The sequence below is a fragment of the Tenacibaculum litoreum genome (assembly GCF_964513915.1).
GTDB classification, from domain to species: Bacteria; Bacteroidota; Bacteroidia; order Flavobacteriales; family Flavobacteriaceae; genus Polaribacter; species Polaribacter litoreum.
Genome location: NZ_CAZEQS010000004.1, coordinates 813,560 through 835,758, shown reverse-complemented (window position 1 = coordinate 835,758; position 22,199 = coordinate 813,560). Strand labels below are relative to the sequence as shown.

Below are 22,199 nucleotides of genomic sequence, written 5' to 3'. Positions count from 1 at the left end.
TGTAACATTTTTTAATTTTTTGACTCTTATAAATAAAAACTAAAAGTATTTATGAGTAAGCCATTAAATTATACCTGTCCGAAATGTAATAATAAAACCTATGAAGTAGCCGAAATGAGAGCTACTGGAGGAACGTTGTCTAAAATTTTTGATGTACAAAACAAAAAGTTTACGAGTGTAACTTGTAAAAGATGTAGTTATACTGAGTTTTACAAAGCGAGAACGAGTGCTTTAAGCAACATATTTGATTTCTTTACGAACTAGGAAATCTGATAAAAATTTGAATGAATTCTAATAGAAACATTACTATTTTTGCGGCATGGGAATTATACGTGTAAACGACATTCGTGTTTTTACAAATCACGGATGCTTAGATGAGGAAGCAAGAATAGGTTCGGAATACCGAGTAGATATCGAAGTAAAAGCCGATTTACAAAAATCATCACAAACCGATGAACTGGTTGATACGGTAGATTATGTACATTTGAATCAAATTGTAAAAGAAGAAATGGCGATTCGTTCTAAATTATTAGAACATGTTGCCCAACGAATTTTAGATAGAATCTTTAAAGAAATACAACTGGTTGATGAAGCGGAGGTTAGCGTAGCAAAAATTAATCCACCAATTGGAGGAAATGTTGCTGAGGTAGCAATTGTTTTATCAGAAGTACGTAAAAAGTAAAAAAAGCTTGCAAAAAACGATAAAAGCTGTAAATTTGCAGTCCTTATCAATATAAGGTGTCGTGGCCGAGTGGCTAGGCAGTGGTCTGCAACACCATCTACAGCGGTTCGAATCCGCTCGACACCTCAAAAAGCTCATCAATTATTGATGAGCTTTTTTATTTAATTTATTTGCGGCATTTGTTGTTGCCATAAGTTGTAATATTCTTATTTAAATGATATGAAAAAGGTAGTTATTTATAAATATAGATTAATATCTCTAGGTATATATCCGTATTTGCCTTGTCTGCTATTACATTTGCCTTTGTAAAATTTAAAAAACATTGAATGGTTTTTTTTAGTGAAAAAGGTAAAAGGAAATTAGTAGAGGAATGAAAAATAAATCAGAGACATATAAAAAACAGACAGCACTATTCTTTTTTTTGTTTTTGTTTATAAGCTCTTTTGGGCAAAGTAAAGTTGATACGCTTTCAAGTAAAAGCTTTGATGAGTTGTTGTATATTTATAATAATGAGCGAAGTGTAAAAAAAAGTAAACTTTATTTGGGGTATTGGATAAAAAAAGCTAAAAAAGAAAAAAATGAGTTTCAGCTGCTTCTAGGCTATGAACTTGCAAGTACATTGTATAATGATAAATCTTTAATTTATTTAGATAGTATACTATCAATAAGTTTGAAGAATAATAATTACAAGGCTTTTACAGCATCTGCGTACAAGAGAAAGGGAGAGTACTTTTATAATAAAAGAGATTTTAAGAGAGAGTTAAAAAATTACATCTTGGCTAAAGAGTATGCAGATTATGACAAGTTTCCAATATTAGGGTGTTTGCTAGAATACAATATTGGGTTGGTGAAAAATAGAATAGGGGAGCATAAAGAAGCTCTAATTATTCATAAAAATAACTTGAAACTAACAGGTAAGTATTTAAAAGGGAAGCTTAATGAAGAGTATCTTCAGTCTATTTATGCAGTATCAGATACTTATAACTATATTCCAAATTTGGATTCTGCTTTTTATTATAATAGATTAGGAGTAGATGAAGCTTTACGTTTACAAGAAAAAGAAAGTATTGTTTTTTTTACATTAAGTCAGGGAATTACACATTACTACAAAGAACAATATAAGTTGTCTATTGATAGTTTAACTAAAGCATCTAAATATTTTAAAAGTAAAGAAGATTTACCGAATACTTCTGAATCATATTATTTTTTAGGGAAGTCATATGAAAAATTAGGTAAAATTACAAAAGCAGTAGAAAGTTTTAAAAAAGTAGATTCTATTTTCAGAAAAACAAATGATCTTCTACCTGTTTTGAGAGGTACGTATTATTTTTTGATTGAGTATGTACAAAAAAAAGATGATTTAAAGGCGCAAATAGATTATACAAATCAACTTATAAAACTCGATAGTATTCTTCATGCTAATGAGCTTTTTATAAATAAAAACTTAATTAAAGAATATGATATACCAAACCTTATTTCAAAAAAAGAAAAACTAATTTATCAATTAAAGAATAAAGAGAAGAAATCTATAGTGTTTTTTTGGATGTTATTACTAGCGACTCTTATGTTTATTATTATTGCAATAGTTCAAAACAAAAAAAGAAAAACATATAAATCTAGATTTGAGGAAGTTATCAAAAAAACAGAGGCGGTAGAGGCAGCAGAAACAACAGAGACAACAGAAATAAAGTTAAATATCCCTAAAGAAACAATAGATAAAGTATTAAGCGATTTATCTCTTTTTGAAAGAGATAAAAAGTTTGTCGTTAAAAATATAACACTAAACTCTCTGGCAAAAGAGTTAAATACTAATACTCAATATCTATCTAAAGTAGTTAACCATTATAAAGGTAAATCTTTTTCTGCTTATCTGAGTGATTTAAGAATTGAATATATAGTTGATAGATTAAAAGAAGATAAGATTCTTAGGAAATTTACAATTAAAGCCATTGCTAAAGAGGCAGGTTTTAACAACGCAGAATCGTTTTCTAAGGCATTTTTTAAAGCTAAAGGAATTAAACCTTCTTATTTTTTGAAAGAATTAGAAAAAAGAGATGATAACCTTTAATGATTTTATAAAATCACTCGGAAAATCTAAATACTTACAATGCGTTAATTATGGCAGATAGCATTTCTAGAAACTAGGCACTTTTTGTTTTCCTTAACAAATTAATTCGTTAAAATTCTGCATCTTTGTAGTTATGCGAATTTACCCGATAGAAACAGGAAACTTTAAATTAGACGGAGGCGCTATGTTTGGCGTAGTTCCGAAAACGATTTGGCAAAAAACAAATCCAGCCGATGAAAATAACATGATCTCAATGGGCATGCGTTGTATGTTAATTGAAGATGGTGATCGTTTAACACTAATTGATACAGGTATTGGTAATAAGCAGTCTGATAAGTTTTTTGGATATTATTATTTATATGGAGACTTTTCATTAGATACTTCTTTAGCAAAATATGGTTTTCATAGAGATGATATTACCGATGTGTTTTTAACACACTTACATTTCGACCATTGTGGAGGAGCAATTCAATGGAATAAAGACAGAACAGGCTATGAACCAGCTTTTAAAAATGCACGTTTTTGGAGTAATCAACGTCATTGGGACTGGGCAGTACATCCAAATGCGAGAGAAAAAGCATCTTTTTTAAAAGAAAACATCTTGCCAATTGAAGAAAGCGGACAACTAAACTTTTTACATCTAAATGCAAAAGATTATGTTGGCTTTGATGTATTGTTCAAAGATGGACATACCGAAAAACAAATGCTGCCAAAAATAGAATACCAAGGAAAAACATTGGTGTTTATGGCGGATTTATTGCCAACAGCAGGTCATGTTCCTTTACCTTATGTTATGGGGTATGATACAAGACCACTACTTACCTTGAAAGAAAAAGAAGCTTTTTTAAACGAAGCAGCTGATAAAGAATTTTACCTGTTTTTAGAACACGATGCTTACAACGAAGTAATAACAGTAAAGCATACAGAAAAAGGAGTTCGTTTAAAGGAAACATTTAAGTTTACAGATATTTTTAATTAAGATAGAGATTATGAGAGTTTTAAAGCCCGTATTTTACTCGGCAATTGCAGTAGCTACCTTAGCTAGCTGTAAAACAGTAAGCAAAATCCCTGTGCCAGCAGGAAGTAATATCGTAGTGAATATTCCAGCAAAAAAGGCTGAGTTAACAGATTACGAACAAGAAAACTGGCAACATTTAGACTTAGCTACAGACACAATTCCAGGGATGAGTGTAAATAAAGCCTATGAGTTTCTAAAAGGAAAAAAACATGTAGGAGTTGTAGTTGGTGTTGTTGATTCTGGAACTGATTTAAAACATGAAGACTTAGTTGATGTAGCTTGGATAAACACTAAAGAAATAGCCGGAGATGGAATTGATAATGATAAAAATGGTTATGTTGATGATATCAATGGATGGAATTTCTTAGGAGATGCTTATAAAGAGCATTTAGAGTATGAGCGTATTTTAATGAAACCAGAGGTTGCAGATGCTGAAACCTTAGCAGAAGTAAAAGCTTATCAAGCAGAAAAGATAGCAGAAGCAAAGAAAACGGTTGCTCGTTATGGAGGTTTAAAAGGAATGGTTGGAGATGCTGATAAAGCATTTACTAAATACTTTGGAAAGTCAACGTATACTAAAGAAGAAGTAGAAGCCATCAATACCAATGACGAAATGTTAGGCAACGCAAAAAACTTTGCAACCAGAATGTTTGGTTATTTCGATACACTTGAAGAAGCAAAAGAATACTTTGAAAAAGGTATTAAAAATGCTGAAAAGACAATAAATGGAGAAAACTTAAAAACAGATTACCGTACAGTTGTTGGTGATAACGCGTATGATATTAACGATAAACCAGGATACGGAAACGGTAATACAGGTCACTCTGAAAAAGATGAAGCACATGGTTCTCACGTTTCAGGTATAATTGGAGCAACAAGAAATAACGATAAAGGAATGAACGGGGTTGCTAATGTGAAAATTATGGCTGTACGTTCAGTATCTGATGGAGATGAGTATGATAAAGATGTTGCTTTAGGTATTCGTTATGCAGTAGATAACGGAGCAAAAGTTATTAATACGAGTTTTGGTAAAGGTTTTTCACCAAACAAAGAGTGGGTTTATGATGCAATAAAATATGCAGCATCTAAAGATGTATTAATTGTAAATGCAGCAGGAAATGATGGAAAGAATATTGATGTTGAGAAGACTTTCCCTAATGATGCACCAGATTTAACAAATGAAATTGCAGATAACTTTTTAACTATTGGAGCAATGAGTGCTAATTATGATAAAACATTACCAGCAAACTTCTCTAATTATGGTAAAAAGAACGTAGACGTATTTGCTCCTGGAGTACAAGTATATTCAACTACTCCAGATAATGAATACAAGAAATTTAATGGAACTTCAATGGCTTCTCCAGCAGCAGCAGGAGTTGCAGCATTAGTACGTTCTTACTATCCTGAGTTAACAGCAAGTCAAGTAAAGCACATTTTAATGAACTCTGGAACTAAAATAGATTTAGAGGTTGTTAAACCAGGAACTAGAGATGAGATGGTACCTTTCTCAGAATTATCAGTATCAGGACGTGTTGTAAATGCATACAATGCAGTTAGAATGGCTGATAGAATGGTAAACGGAAGAAAATAAAACTATTATAAACAAGCTAAAAAAGAGCATTATTTTTTGATGCTCTTTTTTTGTTATAGGAAAACACATGCAACTAGAGTTCAACAAAAAAACACAGGAATTAACAATTAAAGATGAAGTGCCAATGCATTCATGGTTAATTATCTCTTTGATGTTAATTAATGGAATTAATATGGGAGTTCAGCTGTATTTAATGAGTTACAAAAACAATGAAACTCTTTTTGTTTTTATGTTTTTACTTGCAGTAGTTTCTGTAGTAGTAATATTTTATTACGTGGTAAAAAGATCATGGAAATCTAAATATCTACTTAATGAAATTGAAGGGATAGAAACTAGAAAAACCTACGGAAGAGAACGAATTTTTCTAAAATTACGTAATGGAAAAAGACGTGGTTTTCCAGTATTAAAAAATGAAAAAGAACTAAGTGATTTTAAGAAAACACTAACCTCAATGGGGATTAAATCAGTTTAATATGAAGAAAATAATCTTAAGCCTTTTATTGTTACCGGTTATTTCTTGTGCTACCGTAAATAGCACAAAAAACAAAACCATAACAAAAACAAAAGTACACAAGCAATCTAACCAAGGGTATTGGCAACAACATGTTGATTATACTATGGACATTGATATGAATGTTAAAACATATCAATATAAAGGAACGCAAAAATTGGTGTACACAAACAATTCGCCTGATGCATTAAATAAAGTATTCTATCATTTATATTTCAATGCATTTCAACCAAACTCACAAATGGATGTTCGTTCAAGAAATATCCAAGATCCAGACAGAAGAGTGGGAGATCGTATTAGTAAATTATCACCTTCAGAAATAGGATACATAAAAGTAAGTTCTTTAAAACAAAACGGTTCGGTAGTAAAACACGAAACCGTTGGAACTATTTTAGAAGTTACATTAAACAAACCAATTCAACCAGGAGAAAGTGTAACGTTCGATATGATTTTTGATGCGCAAGTACCAAAACAAATCCGTCGTTCGGGTCGTAATAGTGCTGAAGGAGTTGCTTTGTCAATGACACAATGGTATCCTAAAATGGCTGAATATGATTTTGAAGGTTGGCATACACCACCATACTTAGGAAGAGAATTCCATGGAGTTTGGGGTAATTTTGATGTAACACTTCATATTGATAAGAATTATGTAGTTGGAGGAACAGGATATGTACAAAACCCTCAAGAAGTAGGTCATGGTTACGAAGACAAAACAAAACCATTAAACCTTCCTTCAGGAGATAAATTAACATGGAAATTCACTGCGCCAAACGTACATGATTTTACATGGGGAGCAGATCTAGAGTTTATTCATGATACCTATAAAATGGATAATGGAATTGATTTACATTTCCTCTACAAGAAAACATTAGATGCTGAGTATTTAGAAAACTGGAAAAAGCTACAACCTAAAACAGCTGAATTAATGAAGTATTTTAGTGAGCATATAGGTCAGTACCCATATAAGCAATACTCAGTTATTCAAGGAGGAGATGGAGGTATGGAATATGCAATGTGTACATTAATTACAGGACAACGTAAATGGGGAAGCTTATTTGGAGTAACAGCACACGAATTAGCACATACTTGGTTCCAATTCTTGTTAGCAACCAATGAAAGTAAACATCCTTGGATGGACGAAGGGTTCACCACCTATATTTCAAACAAAGCAGAAAATGAAATTTTAGGAGAAGGAAAAGAAAATCCACATGCAGGATCTTACCGAGGGTATAATTACGTGGTAAAAAATAATATTGAAGAACCTTTAACAACACACGCTGATAGGTATCACACAAATACAGCGTATGGAGTTGCGAGTTATTCAAAAGGAAACATTTTCTTATCTCAGTTAGAATATATTATTGGAAAAGAAAATGTAGCAAAAACGCTAAAGAAATATTTTGAAGACTTTTCTTTTAAGCATCCAACACCAAATGATATTAAACGTACAGCTGAAAGAGTTTCAGGACTTCAGTTAGACTGGTATTTGAATGAATGGACGCAAACAACACATATTATTGATTACGGAATTAAATCAGTAAACGGAAAAGAAATTACCTTAGAACGTATTGGTCAAATGCCAATGCCTATTGATGTTGAGGTAACTTATACAGATGGTTCAAAAGAATTATTTAATATTCCGTTACGTATGATGCGTGGAGAAAAACCAACTAATGCTACAGTTATTACAGATTGGACTTTTGCACATCCAACGTATACTTTTACAACAAAAAAAGAGGTGAAATCAGTTGAAATTGATCCATCAAAACTAATGGCAGACGTAAATCAAGAAAACAACTCGTACGGGAAGTAAATTCAGACGATACATTAAATACCAAAAACGGAAAATCTATATAGGTTTTCCGTTTTTTTATTAAAAAAAATAATCCATAATTTTCTTTGTGTAATTATCTCATAGATTCTATGTAATTTTGTTGCTTAAACCTTTTAGGAAGCTCTTAATTAATTAAGTTTTAAGAGAGAACTATAGAAGGCTGTAAAAATAGAACACGTACATAATTTATAAAGATGTCAGAAGAAAAGAAATCATTGAATTTTTTAGAGCAAATTGTTGAAGAAGATTTGGCAAATGGAATGCCAAAAGAAAATTTGCGTTTTCGTTTTCCGCCAGAACCAAACGGATACTTACATATAGGGCATACAAAAGCTATTGGTATTAGTTTTGGTTTAGGAGAAAAATACAATGCTCCAGTAAATCTTCGTTTTGATGATACAAACCCAGCAAAAGAAGAGCAAGAATATGTAGACGCTATTAAGCGAGATGTAGCTTGGTTAGGGTATCAATGGGAAAAAGAATGTTATTCTTCTGATTATTTCCAACAATTATATGATTGGGCAGTTCAATTAATTAAAGACGGAAAAGCATATGTAGACAACCAATCTTCTGAAGCAATGGCAGAGCAAAAAGGAACGCCAACGCAACCAGGAGTAGCAGGGCCTAATAGAGACAGAAGTATTGAAGAAAATTTAGATTTATTCACGCGTATGAAAAACGGTGAATTTGAAGAAGGTTCTCATGTGTTACGTGCTAAAATAGATATGGCTTCACCAAATATGTTAATGCGTGACCCTATTATGTATCGTATTTTAAAGAAGGAACATCACCGTACAGGAAATGATTGGGTAATTTATCCAATGTACGACTGGACACACGGAGAAAGTGATTATATAGAACAAATCTCTCATTCACTATGTTCATTAGAGTTTAAACCTCACCGTGAATTATACAATTGGTTTAGAGATAATGTGTATGAATATAGTCAATCAGAATACCCATTACCACCAAAACAAAGAGAATTCTCACGTTTAAACTTAAGCTATACAGTAATGAGCAAACGTAAGTTAATGAAATTGGTGGAAGAAGGAATCGTTTCAGGATGGGATGATCCACGTATGCCAACCATTTCAGGATTACGTCGCCGTGGTTATACCCCTGCTTCTATTCGTAGTTTTGTTGAAACGGTAGGAGTTTCTAAACGTGAAAATGTGATTGATGTAGCGTTACTGGAATTCAAAATTAGAGAAGATTTAAACAAAACAGCGAATCGTGTAATGGCTGTTTTAGATCCAGTAAAAGTGGTAATAGATAATTATCCAGAAGATCAAGAAGAGATTTTAATTGCTGAAAACAATCCAGAAGATGAAAACTCTGGTACAAGAGAAGTTCCATTTTCAAGAGAAATTTATATAGAACGTGAAGACTTTAGAGAAGAAGCAAACAAAAAGTTCTTCCGTTTAAAATTAGGAAAAGAAGTACGTTTAAAGAATGCGTATTTTATCACGGCTAATAGCGTAGAAAAAGATGAAAATGGAAACATTACGGTAATTCACTGTACATATGATCCATTAACAAAATCAGGAAGCGGAACAGAAGAAAGTAAGCGTAAGGTAAAAGGAACTTTACACTGGGTTTCTATAAAACATGCAGTAAAATCTGAGGTAAGAGCGTATGACAGATTGTTTTCAGATGAAGCACCAGACAGTCATAAAGATAAAGACTTTATGGAGTTTTTAAATCCGAATTCGTTAGAAAAAATTACGGCTTACGTTGAACCAAGCTTACAAGAAGCAAAAATTGGAGACCGCTTTCAGTTCCAACGTTTAGGGTATTTTAATGTAGATGATGATTCAACAGCAGAAAATTTAGTATTCAATAAAACGGTTGGACTAAGAGATAACTGGGCAAAAAAGAATAATTAGAGCCAAAAGACATAAAACAAATAAAAAACGTCGCTTTTAACAAAAAAGCGGCGTTTTTTTTAACAAAAAAATCAATTTTCACTTTTCATTAGAATATGTATCTTTACAGATTAAGGATAGTTGTTATAAAGTAAATTTTATGCAGCTGAAAATCAAATAATAAAAATGTTTTTTGATACTGTAAATATCACAGGTTTAAAAAATATTTCAAAAAAATATACTATCGTATGAGTTGTAGCAGTTGCTCAACTAACAAAAGCGGTGTGCCAAATGGCTGTAAGAGTAACGGAAATTGTGCTACAGGCACATGTGGAAGTGGAAATAAGCTCGCTGTTTTTGATTGGTTATCAAATATGACTTTACCTTCAGGTGAAGCACCATTTAATATTTTTGAAGTCCGTTTTAAAAATGGACGAAAACACTTTTATAAAAATCCTGAAAACTTAACCCTTTCAATGGGAGATGTGGTTGCAGTTGAAGGATCTTCAGGGCACGATGTTGGTATTGTTTCTTTAGCAGGAGAGCTTGTAAGAGTTCAAATGAAAAAAAGAAAAATTACTACAGATAGTGATGAAGTAAAGAAAATTTACAGAAAAGCATCTCAAAAAGATATTGATGTTTGGCAAGAAGCCAGAGGAAGAGAGCTAGAAACACAACGAAAAGGAAGAGAAATTATAAGCCGACTAGGCTTAAAAATGAAACTTTCTGATGTTGAATATCAAGGAGACGGAACCAAAGCTACGTTTTATTACACGGCAGATGAACGTGTAGATTTTCGTCAGTTAATTCGTGACTTAGCTAGCGCTTTTTCTATTAGAGTAGAAATGCGTCAGGTAGGAATGCGTCAAGAAGCAGCTCGTTTAGGAGGAATTGGCTCTTGCGGTAGAGAATTATGTTGTTCTACTTGGTTAACCGATTTTAGAAAAGTAAATACAGCAGCAGCTCGTTATCAACAGCTATCATTAAATCCATTAAAGTTAGCAGGACAATGTGGTAAACTAAAGTGTTGTTTAAACTACGAATTAGATACGTATTTAGATGCATTACAAAGCTTTCCAAAGCAAGATAAAGTGTTAAAAACAGAAAAAGGAGATGCTGTTTTTGTTAAGATGGACATCTTTAAAAAACTACTTTGGTACACTTACAAAGAAGAAAGTTTTAAATGGTATAAACTATCGTTAGATCAAGTTCAAGAGATCATAGAATTAAACAAAAATAATGAGCTTGCTTTACCGTTAGAAGAATATGAATTGGAGATAACAGAAGAGGTTTCTGTTGATTTTGAGAATGTTGTTGGTCAAGATAGTTTAACTCGTTTTGATGTACCTAAAAAAAGTCGTAAAAACAGTAGACGTAGAAAAAGAAAACCAACAAGTAAAACGGAAGTAGATAAACAACCGCAAACAAATAAAAGGCAAAAGAAAAAACCACAAGGGAAAACGGAAAAAACTGAAGGAGGCCAAAAAACAGAAAAAAAGAGAGTTGATAATAGGAAACCAAGACCTAAAAACAACCCTAAAACGAGAAAGCCAAAACCTGAAAGTAAAACAACTGATAAACCACAAGGACAACAAAAAAAACCGAGAAACCCTAGAAAAAAAAATAACAATCAACGAAAAAGAAACAATAGCGATAATAAAAATAACACCAATAATGAGAAGTAAAATTGGCATCTTTTTTTTAGTAGCCATGCTATTAGCTTCATGCGATTCAAATAGTGAGTTTGATAATTATATTGCGCTTCCTAAAAGCTCATGGAATAAAAGAAATGCAATACAATTTACATTTCCAATTAATGACTCTATTGGTAAGAAGAACCTTTTTATAAACCTTAGAAATAATAAAGATTATGCATACAGTAATCTTTTTTTAATTACACAAATGAATTTTCCTGATGGACAAATAATCATAGATACATTGGAGTATGATATGGCAGATGTTACAGGGAAATTTTTAGGGCAAGGTTTTACAGATATTAAAGAAAATAAACTTTTTTATAAAGAAAACATAACATTTCCCCGAAAAGGAGAATATACTTTTAAAGTTCGACAAGCCATGCGAAAAAATGGAGAACTTGAAGGAATTGAAGAGTTAGAAGGAATAACTCATGTGGGGTTTAGAATAGAAAAAATAAAGTAATGACAGAGAAGAAAACAACAAATTTTAGTAAGTACATTAAATGGTTTTGGGGCATCATTTTAGGAGGATTTATGTTTGTTTGCCTACTTTTTTTACTAGCTTCTTGGGGGGTATTTGGAGCACTACCTACTTTTGAGGAGTTAGAGAACCCAGAAAATAACTTAGCAACAGAAATTATTTCATCAGATGGTAAAACTCTAGGAAAATACGCTGTTGAAAATAGAACACCTATAAAGTACAAAGACATACCAGAGAGTATGGTAAAAGCACTAGTAGCAACAGAAGATGAGCGCTTTTACGAACATTCAGGAATTGACTTTAGAGGAACCGCAAGAGCTGTTTTAAAGCCAGGAAGTGGAGGAGCGAGTACAATAACTCAACAGCTAGCAAAAATGCTGTTCACAGGGAAAGCTTCTCGAAATATTTTCAAAAGAGTACTTCAAAAGGTAAAAGAATGGGTGGTAGCAGTTAAGCTAGAGCGTCAATACACCAAAGAAGAAATCATAACCATGTATTTAAATAAATATGATTTCTTAAATCAAGCAGTGGGTGTTCGTTCAGCAGCTCGAATTTATTTTGGAAAAGAGCCAAAAGAGCTAGATGTTGAAGAATCTGCAATGCTAGTAGGAATGCTTAAAAATTCCTCTCTTTTTAACCCTTTAAGGAGAAAAGAGATGGTAAAACAACGAAGAAATGTTGTTTTAAAGCAAATGACCAGAAATGAGTTTATTACTCAGCAACAAAAAGACTCATTACAAAAATTAGGTTTAGGACTTAATATAAATAGAGAAGGACACAGTGATGGTTTAGCTACATACTTTAGAGAACATTTGAGAAGCATCTTGAAAGAATGGGTAAAAGAACATCCGAAGCCAAACGGTGAAGAGTATAATATTTATAGAGATGGATTAAAAATTTATACAACGATAGACTCTCGCATGCAAAAATATGCTGAAGAAGCATTATATGAACACATGGCTAATCTTCAAACATATTTTGATAAAGAACAAAAAAGGAATAAAAATGCTCCTTTTTATGATATAAACAAAAAGGAAATAGAGAAGATTATAAGAAGAGCAAAACAAAATTCAGACCGTTATAAGCGAATGAAAGCTGCTGGCAAGTCTGAAAAAGAAATAGATAAGGTATTTAATACAGCTACTGATATGCGTATTTTCACATGGAAAGGTGAACGCGATACGGTAATGACCCCTTACGATTCAATACGTTATTATAAATACTTCTTACGTTCAGGTTTAGTATCTATTGAGCCTCAAACAGGTCATATTAAAGCTTGGGTTGGAGGAATAAACCATAAGTATTTCAAATATGATGCAGTAGAGCAACAAAAACGTCAAGTAGGTTCTACATTTAAACCTTTTGTATATGCAACAGCAATTAATCAGTTAAAGATGTCACCATGTGATAAGTTGCCAAATACACCATATACTATTCCAAAGGAAAAATATGGAATGCCAGAAGATTGGACACCTAAAAATGCAGGAGGAAAATATGGAGGAGAACTTACGTTAAAAGAAGCCTTAGCAAAATCAATAAACGTAATTACAGCACAATTAATTGATAAAGTCTCACCTATAAATGTAGTTAGGCTTGCTGAATCTTCAGGAATAACATCTAAATTAGAGGCAAATCCGTCTATTGCATTAGGAGCAATTGATTTATCATTATTAGAAATGGTAAGTGCTTATTCAACATTTGCTAATAAAGGGTTACGTGTAAGCCCTTTAATAATTACCCGAATAGAAGATAAAAATGGAACTGTTTTAGAGGAATTTGTGCCAGAGACTAAAGAGGTGTTAAGTGAAGAGTCTGCTTATGTAATTTTAGATTTAATGCAAGGGGTAACAAGGTTAGGTTCAGGAGCTCGTTTACGTTCAACGTGGACATCAGGAGGAGATGCAGTAACAGGTTTCCCTTATAAATTCACGAACCCTATTGCAGGTAAAACAGGTACAACACAAAATCAATCAGATGGTTGGTTTATGGGGATTGTTCCTAACTTAGCAACTGGTGTTTGGACAGGAGGAGAAGATAGAGCTACACATTTTGCAGGATTAAAGTATGGGCAAGGGGCGACCATGTCATTACCAACTTGGGCAATTTTTATGAGAAAGTGTTATGAAGATAAAACATTAGACATTAGTCAAGAAAGTTTTGAAAAACCTAAAGATATAAGTATAAACTTAGACTGTTCAAAAGTTGAGGAACCAAAAGAAGGAGAGGAACAAGAAGAAGCACCAGACGATACAGATTTTTAGTAAATTGTAAAGTATTTAAAACCTCACTTAGTGAGTAAAGCTTAAAAACAACAACTATAATGATAAATAAAAAAGTAAATAACGTACAAGAAGCATTGCAAGGTGTACAAGATGGAATGACCTTTATGTTAGGAGGGTTCGGTTTATGTGGAATACCTGAAAATGCTATTGCTGAGTTAGTAAAAATAGGAGTAAAAGATGTTACTTGTATTTCCAATAACGCAGGAGTTGATGATTTTGGTTTAGGGTTGTTATTGCAAAATCGTCAAATAAAGAAAATGATTTCTTCTTATGTAGGAGAAAATGATGAATTTGAGCGTCAAATGTTGTCTGGAGAATTAGAAGTAGAATTAACACCTCAAGGAACTTTAGCCGAGAAATGTAGAGCAGCACAAGCAGGATTTCCAGCATTTTATACTCCAGCAGGTTATGGAACAGAAGTAGCAGAAGGAAAAGAAACTCGCGAGTTTGATGGAAAAATGTATGTATTGGAACCAGCATTTAAAGCAGACTTTGCTTTTGTAAAAGCATGGAAAGGTGATGCTGCTGGAAACTTAATTTTTAAAGGAACCTCAAGAAATTTTAACCCTAATATGTGTGGGGCAGCTACAATTACAGTTGCTGAGGTTGAGGAGTTAGTCCCAGTAGGAGAATTAGATCCGAATCAAATTCATATTCCAGGAATTTTTGTACAGCGCATTTTCCAAGGAGAAAAGTATGAGAAGAGAATTGAACAACGAACCGTTCGCAAACGAGGTTAGTTTTTAATGGCTCAATTTGAAAATTTGAAAATGTAACAATGAGAAGTGATAAAGAAAATTTAATTGTAAAATTAACTTTTGAGTTTTCTCTTGAAATCATCAAGTTTTCAGAAGAAATAAGGGCTTTACATCGTTATGAAATGGCATCTCAGGTTTTTAGAAGTGGAACATCAATAGGAGCCAATATTAGAGAAGCACAAAATGCAGAAAGTAAAGCAGATTTTATTCATAAATTTAAAATTTCAGCGAAAGAAGCTGATGAATTGGAGTATTGGTTATTATTATGTGAACAATCAGAATTTTACCCAAGCCCAAAAAAGAAGTTACTAACAGATTTGAAAACAATTATTAAGATAATAAGTAAAATAATAGCTTCTTCAAAAAAGAAGTAATTATCAAATTTTCAAATCAACAAATTTTCAAATTAAAAAATGTTAGATAAAAACGGAATAGCGAAGAGAATCGCAAAAGAAGTAAAAAACGGATATTATGTAAATCTTGGTATCGGAATTCCAACATTAGTAGCCAACTTTGTTCGTGATGATATTGAGGTAGAATTTCAATCAGAAAATGGAGTGCTAGGTATGGGGCCTTTTCCTTTTGAAGGAGAAGAAGATGCTGATATTATAAACGCAGGAAAACAAACTATAACTACGTTACCGGGAGCTAGTTTTTTTGATTCAGCTACTAGCTTTTCAATGATTCGTGGAAAACATGTTCATTTAACTATTTTAGGAGCTATGGAAGTAGCTGAAAATGGAGATATAGCGAACTGGAAAATACCAGGAAAAATGGTGAAAGGTATGGGAGGAGCGATGGATTTAGTTGCTTCTGCTGATAATATTATTGTAGCAATGATGCATACTAATAAAAGAGGAGAATCGAAGCTACTTAAAAAATGTTCATTACCATTAACAGGTGTAGGTTGTGTAACAAAAATTGTAACTAACCTAGCAGTATTAGAAATCAAAGACAATAAATTTCACTTATTAGAAAGAGCACCGGGAGTATCTGTAGAAGAAATTCAAGCAGCTACAGAAGGAACTTTAGTAGTCGAAGGAGACATTCCAGAAATGGATATTTAACAAAATTATAGGATTTAAAAAAGACGTAAAGCACTATGCTTTACGTTTTTGTATTTTAAAAAGTAGATGAAAATAATCTCATACAACGTAAACGGAATTAGAGCAGCATTAAAAAAAGGATTTATCGATTGGTTACAAGCAGCGAATCCTGATGTAATATGTATTCAAGAAACCAAAGCTCATAAAGAACAATTAGATGTAACTGAGTTTGAAAATGCAGGTTATCCACACCATTTTTGGTTTTCAGCAGAAAAAAAAGGCTATTCATCAGTAGCTATTTTTTGTAAGGAAGAACCAAACCATGTAGAGTATGGTACAGGAATAGAATCGATGGATTTTGAAGGGAGAAATCTTCGTGTAGATTTTGATGAGGTTTCTGTAATGAGTATGTATTTACCTTCAGGAACTAATAGTGCTCGATTAGACTATAAGTTTAACTACATGGATGAAATCTTAGCCTACGCTACAGAGTTAAGAAAAGAAATCCCTAACTTAGTTATTTGTGGAGATTACAACATCTGTCATGAAGAAATAGATATTCACAACCCAAAAATGAAAGGAGTATCTGGTTTTTTGCCAGAAGAGCGTGAATGGTTAGGTAAGTTTATCAATAGCGGATTTATTGATAGCTTCCGTCACTTACATCCAGAAAAACAAGAGTACTCTTGGTGGAGTTATCGAGCAAATGCAAGAGCAAATAACAAAGGTTGGCGTATTGACTATAACATGGTAACCGAACCATTAAAAGATAAAATTTCAAGAGCATATATTTTACCAGAAGCAAAACATTCAGATCATTGCCCAATTGCAGTTGAATTAGATTTATAAAACCAACATGAAGAAATTACTAACACTACTACTTTTTACAACTTCAATTTTTGCACAACAACCTGTTGATAGTCTTTTTGTAACTAAAGACAGTGTTGATGTTGTGGTAAATGATTCTATAAATTTAGCGCAAAACCAAGAGCTATTTTCTACGGAAGATTTAAAGATGATTGATAGCTTACTAATTGAAGAAAAATTTAATTCATCGTTATTTGACAGTATTCAATATGTAATTAATGATAAAGACATTTTAGGAAATACAACCACAATTCTTACAACAGATTTATTAAAGAAAAGATTACAAGATTTAAATGTAAAAACACCGTTTCATTTAGAGTACAATCCTGCGTTAGAAAAAGTAATAAACAGTTACTTAAAATACCGAAAAAAATACTATCCAGCATTAATGGCTCGTGCTCAATATTATTTTCCAATGTTTGAGCAATACTTAGATCAATACGACATTCCGTTAGAAATGAAATATTTGGCCATTGTTGAGTCGGCGTTAAGACCAGACGCCCGTTCTTGGGTAGGAGCTACAGGTTTATGGCAGTTTATGTATGGAACAGGTGTTCAGTTTGATTTGAAAGTAAATTCTTATGTAGATGAACGTCAAGATCCTGTAAAATCAACAAAAGCAGCTTGTCAATACTTAAGTCAACTATATAAAATTTTTGGTGATTGGGATTTAGCTTTAGCAGCCTATAATTCGGGTCCAGGAAATGTATCTAAGGCAATAAAGCGTTCAGGAGGATATAAAAACTATTGGAATATTCGCCCGTTTTTACCTCGTGAAACAGCAGGTTATGTGCCAGCATTTTATGCAACGATGTATATTTTTGAGTATGCAGAAAAACATCATATTTACCCTGAAGCACCTAAAATCTTCAATTTTGAGACAGATACTGTTCGTGTAAAAAGAACCATTAGTTTTGATCAGATTTCAGAAAAAACAGGTATTGATTCTGATTTATTAGCGTTTTTAAATCCGTCGTATAAGTTAGATATTATTCCATATGTAAAAGAAAAAAACTATGCAGTACGACTGCCTCGTAGAAACTTAATGGATTTCTTAGAAAAGGAAAAAGAAATTTATGCTTTAGCAAATGAAGATGATGCTAAAAGAGAGAAACCATTACCAAAGTATTTTGAAATGGATAAGCGTATTCGTTACAGAGTTCGAAGTGGAGACTATCTAGGTAAAATAGCTAATAAATTTGGAGTACGAGTAAGTGATATTAAACGTTGGAATGGTTTACGAACTCACCATTTAAAAATAGGTCAAAGATTAAGTGTTTACCCTAAGAGAATGGCTGTTCCAAAAAGGGTTTCAAAGAAAAAATATAAAGCACCAACAGGTAAGCATGAGGTGTATGTTGTTAAAGAAGGAGATTCATTATGGACCATTTCAAAAAAGTATCCGTCAGTTTCTGTTGAAGAAATTAAAAAATGGAACAATATTTGGAGTGTTAAGAGTTTGAAACCTGGAATGAAACTTAAAATATTTAAAAGCTAAAAAAACAACTACTAAACACCACAAACTATGAATAAACTAATAGCATTATTTTTCCTAATTTTTATAACAGTTTCGTGTAAAAATAACGGAAAAAGCGACTATGTTTTACCAACATCAAATGGAAATACCAATAAAATATTGGTAGTAATAAAAGGAAATGATTGGGAGGGTAAAATTGGTGACGAAATCCGTTCTGTTTTTGGAGAACATCAAGTAGGTTTACCACAACCTGAAACACTACTTTCAGTAGGTCAAATAGATCCTGTTGGATTTAATGGATTTATGAGACATGCAAAAGCAGTTTTAATTCTTAGAGAAGGAGAGAAAGAAAAAATTGCTGTAGAAAAAAATAAATATGCTGATCCTCAGATATTAGTTTATGCAACAGCTAAAAGCAAAGGAGATTTGGTAGATTTAATTCGTAACAGAGGAAAAGAAATAATTAAGTTGTTTAAAGATGAAGATGTAAGATTTACTCAAAGAATTTTTAAGAAAGAAAAACTAGATGAAAGTAAATTTGAAACAGTTAAAAACTTAGGGATTGAATTAACTATTCCTGAAAGGTTTAGACTTGTTGAAGATACTGGAGACTTTTTGTGGTTACGTCAACATTTAAAAAGTGGAATTGCAAGAGGAGATGGAACGAATAATATCTTAATATATAGTTATCCGTTAGAAGATGAAAGTAAAGTAGCTGATAACATTACAAGAATGAGAGATACAATAGGTAAAAAACATATTCCTGGAAGTAAAGAGGGGATGCATATGATTACTGAACAAGCGTATACGCCATTTATTTTTGATGCAGAAATAGATGGTAAGAAAGCTTATGAAACAAGAGGGAAATGGGAGGTGAAGAATGATTTCATGGCAGGGCCATTTATTAATTACACAATAATTGATAAAGAAAATAACCGTGTTATTGTTTTTGAAGGTTTTACCTATGCGCCCTCAGTAAATAAAAGAGACTTTATCTTTGAGTTAGAAGCGATAGCAAAGTCGTTAAAAATCAAATAAAAAGATAATTCCATAAGAAACAAGTAAAAGCATTAAACGTAAGTTTGATGCTTTTTTTGTTATATTTGATTGATAACCAAAACTTTATAATCTTATGGAATTTAATTTTTTAATTACAGCAATTGCTGCATTAGTGCCTATGGTAATGGGTTTTATTTGGTACGGACCTATACTTTTTAAGAATGCATGGATGAAAGAGGTCGGTTTTACCGATGAGTCTATGAAAGGTTCAAACATGGGACTCATTTTTGGTTTAGCTTATGTATTTAGTTTTTTGTTAGCTTTTATCTTACAAACATTAGTAATCCATCAATGGGGAGTACAATCAACTTTAATGGGGGAACCAGGTTTTGTGGAACAAACAGGAGGAGCCTATGCTTACTTTCAAGAATTTATGGCAAACTTTGGAGATCGATTTAGAACATTTAAACACGGGGCTCTTCACGGTACTATGATAGGTTTATTAATTGGTTTACCTATTTTAGCTACTCAAGCATTGTTTGAAAGAAAAAGCGTTAAATATGTAGCTATTAATGCTGGATATTGGATTATTACGTTAGCCTTAATGGGAGGGGTTATTTGTCAATGGGCATAATAAATCTCCATAATAATATATTTAAAAGCATCAATTTTTAAATTGATGCTTTTTTTATGTAACAAAAAACTGTAGAAAAAGACAAATAAGATAATCAACCAAAAACAAAACCAAATGATTGCACATTTTTTAAAGTTAGAGTGGAAGCAGTTTTTTCGTTCTTCTTACTTCGGAAAAAGTATTGCACTAAAAATTATCATGGGCTTTTTTGCATTGTATATGCTAGTTTCATTTTTAATGATAGGAATAGGAGGATATTTTTTCATTAAAAAAGAATATCCAGATATAGACCCACTTTTTTTTGTTAATGGGTTTCTTGTTTTTTTATTAATCGGAGATTTAATTTTTCGCTATTTAATGCAAAAATTGCCAGTACTAAACATCAAGCCGTTTTTAAACTTACCTGTTAAAAAAGAAAAACTCGTTCATTTTGTATTAGGAAAATCGGCTTTGTCATTCTTCAATATGATGCCGTTGTTTTTTTATGTGCCTTTTTCAATAGTGTTAATAGGTGAAGGATACAATGTTATGGGAGTTTTAGGGTGGTTGTTTTTAATGATTATGCTAGTATTGAGTGCTAATTATGTAAACTTTTTAATCAATAAAAATAATTATGCACTGGGAGCAATGATTGCTGTACTAGCGATATTGTTTTTTGGAAATAAATACCAGCTATTTAACGTAAACGATGTGTTTGCTCCTATTTTTCAATCGGTATATAACTTTCCAGCTACGTCATTAATAGGAGTGGCTTTGTTGGTAGGGCTATACTATGTAAACTTTAAACTATTAAGAGAAAAAGCATATTTAGATGATGCTATAAAAAATAAAGAAGAAGTAGCCAAGGAATCTGATTTGTCTTTTGTTGATAGGTTAGGAGATGTAGCACCATTTATTAAAAATGATATTCGTCAAATTTGGAGAAATAAACGTACTAAAACAGTATTCTTTATGTCGTTTATATTTCTTTTTTACGGAGCTATTTTCTTTGGAGAAGAAACATATAGAGAGAAAATGCCAGCTTTCTTAGTATTTGCAGCAATTTTTGTTACAGGAGGCTTTACACTAAATTATGGACAATTTATTCCTGCGTGGGATAGTGAGTATTACAACATGCTTATGAGTCAGAATATTCGTTACCGAAAATTCTTAGAAAGCAAGTGGTATTTAATGGTTGTAATGTCAGGAGCTTTGTATTTGTTAAGCATCCCTTATATTTATTTCTATGGATTAGATATTTTTTTAATGATAACAGCAGGGGCAATATTTAATATTGGGTTCAATTCACTCTTTTTATTATTTGCAGGATCTTTTAACCGAAAACGTATAGACTTGAATAAAAGCGGATTTTCAAATTATCAAGGTACTAGTGCAACACAGTTTTTAATAATTATTCCAATAATGGGCGTTCCTATGTTTCTATTCTGGGTTTTCAACAAGTTCGTTAGTTTTAATGCAGGGGTTTTAGCAATTGCAATTGCTGGAGCTTTAGCCTTAGCTTTCAAAAATTACTTTATGAACATCATAGAAAAAAGATATATTAAAAGTAAGTACGCATCAATACACGCATTCAGCCAAAAATCATAACCAACTAAAAACGAGACAAAATGATATCTATACATAATATTTCAAAAACATACGGAAGCACACAAGTTTTAAACTTAGAAGAGTTAAGAATACCTAGCGGACAATCTTTTGGGTTGGTAGGGAATAATGGAGCGGGAAAAACAACTTTGTTTAACTTGTTATTAGATTTAATTAGACCCACAACAGGAGAAATTGTAAATAATGAAGTTATTGTAAACAAAAGTGAGAACTGGAAAACGTTTACAGGTTCGTTTATAGATGAAACTTTTTTAATAAGGTACTTAACACCTGAAGAATATTTTGATTTTGTAGGAGACTTACGTGGAATGAATAAGGCTGACGTAAAAGGTTTCTTAGCTCAATTTGACGAGTTTTTTAATGATGAAATTTTAGGAAAGAAAAAATATTTACGAAGCTTAAGCAAAGGAAACCAAAAAAAAGTAGGTATTGTAGCTGCAATGATGGGGAATCCGCAAGTGGTAATTTTAGATGAACCTTTTGCGAATTTAGACCCTACAACACAAATTCGACTAAAAAAAATAATCAAAAAACTAACAGAAAATAATAACGTAACTGTACTAGTTTCTAGTCACGATTTAAGTCATGTAACTGAGGTTTGCGAGCGTATTGTAGTATTAGATAAAGGAAATGTTGTAAAGGATATTAATACATCACAAGAAACCTTACAAGAGTTAGAAAGCTATTTTTCTGCATAAAACAAGGTAAAAATCATCTTATAATTATTATTTTTACCTCTTTACGTACAAAAAACACGATTATTACGTTGTTGTACTGTAAAAGT

At 32.1% G+C, this 22,199-nt stretch carries 20 protein-coding genes and 1 tRNA gene; all 21 read left to right on the top strand.

The window, feature by feature from the left end; genetic code table 11:
- Nucleotides 1–51: 51 nt before the first annotated feature.
- The 21 genes from ACKTTR_RS15310 to ACKTTR_RS15210 all read left to right on the top strand — a co-directional run bounded on the left by ACKTTR_RS15310 (nt 52) and on the right by ACKTTR_RS15210 (nt 22,113).
- Entirely contained in the window at nt 52–264 is a 213-nt protein-coding gene (locus ACKTTR_RS15310) for a zinc ribbon domain-containing protein (protein WP_274638774.1), read from the top strand.
- 55 nt (nt 265–319) lie between these two features.
- The gene (folB, locus tag ACKTTR_RS15305) at nt 320–682 is read left to right on the top strand and encodes a dihydroneopterin aldolase (RefSeq protein WP_408028653.1); all 363 of its coding nucleotides are present in this window, start codon (nt 320–322) and stop codon (nt 680–682) included.
- A 55-nt stretch (nt 683–737) separates the two neighbouring features.
- Nucleotides 738–808 (top strand) — tRNA-Cys (locus ACKTTR_RS15300).
- 244 nt (nt 809–1,052) lie between these two features.
- On the top strand, nt 1,053–2,750 hold the full coding sequence (locus ACKTTR_RS15295) for a helix-turn-helix domain-containing protein (RefSeq protein ID WP_408028652.1): 1,698 nt from the start codon (nt 1,053–1,055) through the stop codon (nt 2,748–2,750).
- A 133-nt stretch (nt 2,751–2,883) separates the two neighbouring features.
- Nucleotides 2,884–3,729, top strand: a complete 846-nt coding sequence (locus ACKTTR_RS15290; RefSeq protein WP_099215003.1) for an MBL fold metallo-hydrolase — start codon at nt 2,884–2,886, stop codon at nt 3,727–3,729.
- A gap of 10 nt (nt 3,730–3,739) precedes the next feature.
- Nucleotides 3,740–5,359, top strand: a complete 1,620-nt coding sequence (locus ACKTTR_RS15285) for a S8 family serine peptidase (protein ID WP_408028651.1) — start codon at nt 3,740–3,742, stop codon at nt 5,357–5,359.
- Nucleotides 5,360–5,426: 67 nt separating this feature from the next.
- On the top strand, nt 5,427–5,831 hold the full coding sequence (locus ACKTTR_RS15280) for a hypothetical protein (protein ID WP_408028650.1): 405 nt from the start codon (nt 5,427–5,429) through the stop codon (nt 5,829–5,831).
- A gap of 1 nt (nt 5,832) precedes the next feature.
- Nucleotides 5,833–7,683 carry a M1 family metallopeptidase gene (locus ACKTTR_RS15275; protein ID WP_408028649.1) on the top strand — a complete coding sequence of 617 codons (1,851 nt, stop codon included), beginning with the start codon at nt 5,833–5,835 and terminating at the stop codon, nt 7,681–7,683.
- Nucleotides 7,684–7,898: 215 nt separating this feature from the next.
- Complete coding sequence (locus ACKTTR_RS15270) at nt 7,899–9,590, top strand: glutamine--tRNA ligase/YqeY domain fusion protein (RefSeq protein ID WP_408028648.1); 1,692 nt, start codon at nt 7,899–7,901, stop codon at nt 9,588–9,590.
- 227 nt (nt 9,591–9,817) lie between these two features.
- Nucleotides 9,818–11,254, top strand: coding sequence for a PSP1 domain-containing protein (ricT, locus tag ACKTTR_RS15265; RefSeq protein ID WP_408028647.1), 1,437 nt, complete (start codon nt 9,818–9,820; stop codon nt 11,252–11,254).
- Nucleotides 11,244–11,729, top strand: a complete 486-nt coding sequence (locus ACKTTR_RS15260) for a gliding motility lipoprotein GldH (protein ID WP_408028646.1) — start codon at nt 11,244–11,246, stop codon at nt 11,727–11,729. The genes ricT and ACKTTR_RS15260 overlap by 11 nt, the downstream gene beginning before the upstream one ends.
- A complete protein-coding gene (locus ACKTTR_RS15255; protein WP_408028645.1) occupies nt 11,729–14,008 on the top strand; it encodes a penicillin-binding protein 1A in 2,280 nt (759 codons plus the stop codon). Before ACKTTR_RS15260 ends, ACKTTR_RS15255 begins: the two co-directional genes overlap by 1 nt.
- 59 nt (nt 14,009–14,067) lie before the next feature.
- The gene (locus ACKTTR_RS15250; protein WP_408028644.1) at nt 14,068–14,769 is read left to right on the top strand and encodes a CoA transferase subunit A; all 702 of its coding nucleotides are present in this window, start codon (nt 14,068–14,070) and stop codon (nt 14,767–14,769) included.
- Between the two features lie 38 nt (nt 14,770–14,807).
- Nucleotides 14,808–15,161, top strand: coding sequence for a four helix bundle protein (locus ACKTTR_RS15245; protein WP_408028643.1), 354 nt, complete (start codon nt 14,808–14,810; stop codon nt 15,159–15,161).
- Between the two features lie 39 nt (nt 15,162–15,200).
- The gene (locus ACKTTR_RS15240; protein WP_408028642.1) at nt 15,201–15,854 is read left to right on the top strand and encodes a 3-oxoacid CoA-transferase subunit B; all 654 of its coding nucleotides are present in this window, start codon (nt 15,201–15,203) and stop codon (nt 15,852–15,854) included.
- Between the two features lie 66 nt (nt 15,855–15,920).
- Nucleotides 15,921–16,682, top strand: coding sequence for an exodeoxyribonuclease III (locus ACKTTR_RS15235; RefSeq protein ID WP_408028641.1), 762 nt, complete (start codon nt 15,921–15,923; stop codon nt 16,680–16,682).
- A 7-nt stretch (nt 16,683–16,689) separates the two neighbouring features.
- The gene (locus tag ACKTTR_RS15230) at nt 16,690–18,198 is read left to right on the top strand and encodes a lytic transglycosylase domain-containing protein (protein ID WP_408028640.1); all 1,509 of its coding nucleotides are present in this window, start codon (nt 16,690–16,692) and stop codon (nt 18,196–18,198) included.
- Between the two features lie 27 nt (nt 18,199–18,225).
- On the top strand, nt 18,226–19,215 hold the full coding sequence (locus tag ACKTTR_RS15225) for a DUF4837 family protein (protein WP_408028639.1): 990 nt from the start codon (nt 18,226–18,228) through the stop codon (nt 19,213–19,215).
- A gap of 94 nt (nt 19,216–19,309) precedes the next feature.
- Nucleotides 19,310–19,810 (top strand): DUF1761 domain-containing protein, encoded by a 501-nt coding sequence (locus ACKTTR_RS15220; protein WP_408028638.1) that lies wholly within the window; start codon nt 19,310–19,312, stop codon nt 19,808–19,810.
- A gap of 114 nt (nt 19,811–19,924) precedes the next feature.
- Nucleotides 19,925–21,397 (top strand): DUF5687 family protein, encoded by a 1,473-nt coding sequence (locus ACKTTR_RS15215; RefSeq protein ID WP_408028637.1) that lies wholly within the window; start codon nt 19,925–19,927, stop codon nt 21,395–21,397.
- A 20-nt stretch (nt 21,398–21,417) separates the two neighbouring features.
- A complete protein-coding gene (locus tag ACKTTR_RS15210) occupies nt 21,418–22,113 on the top strand; it encodes an ABC transporter ATP-binding protein (protein WP_408028636.1) in 696 nt (231 codons plus the stop codon).
- The last annotated feature ends 86 nt before the right edge of the window (nt 22,114–22,199 follow it).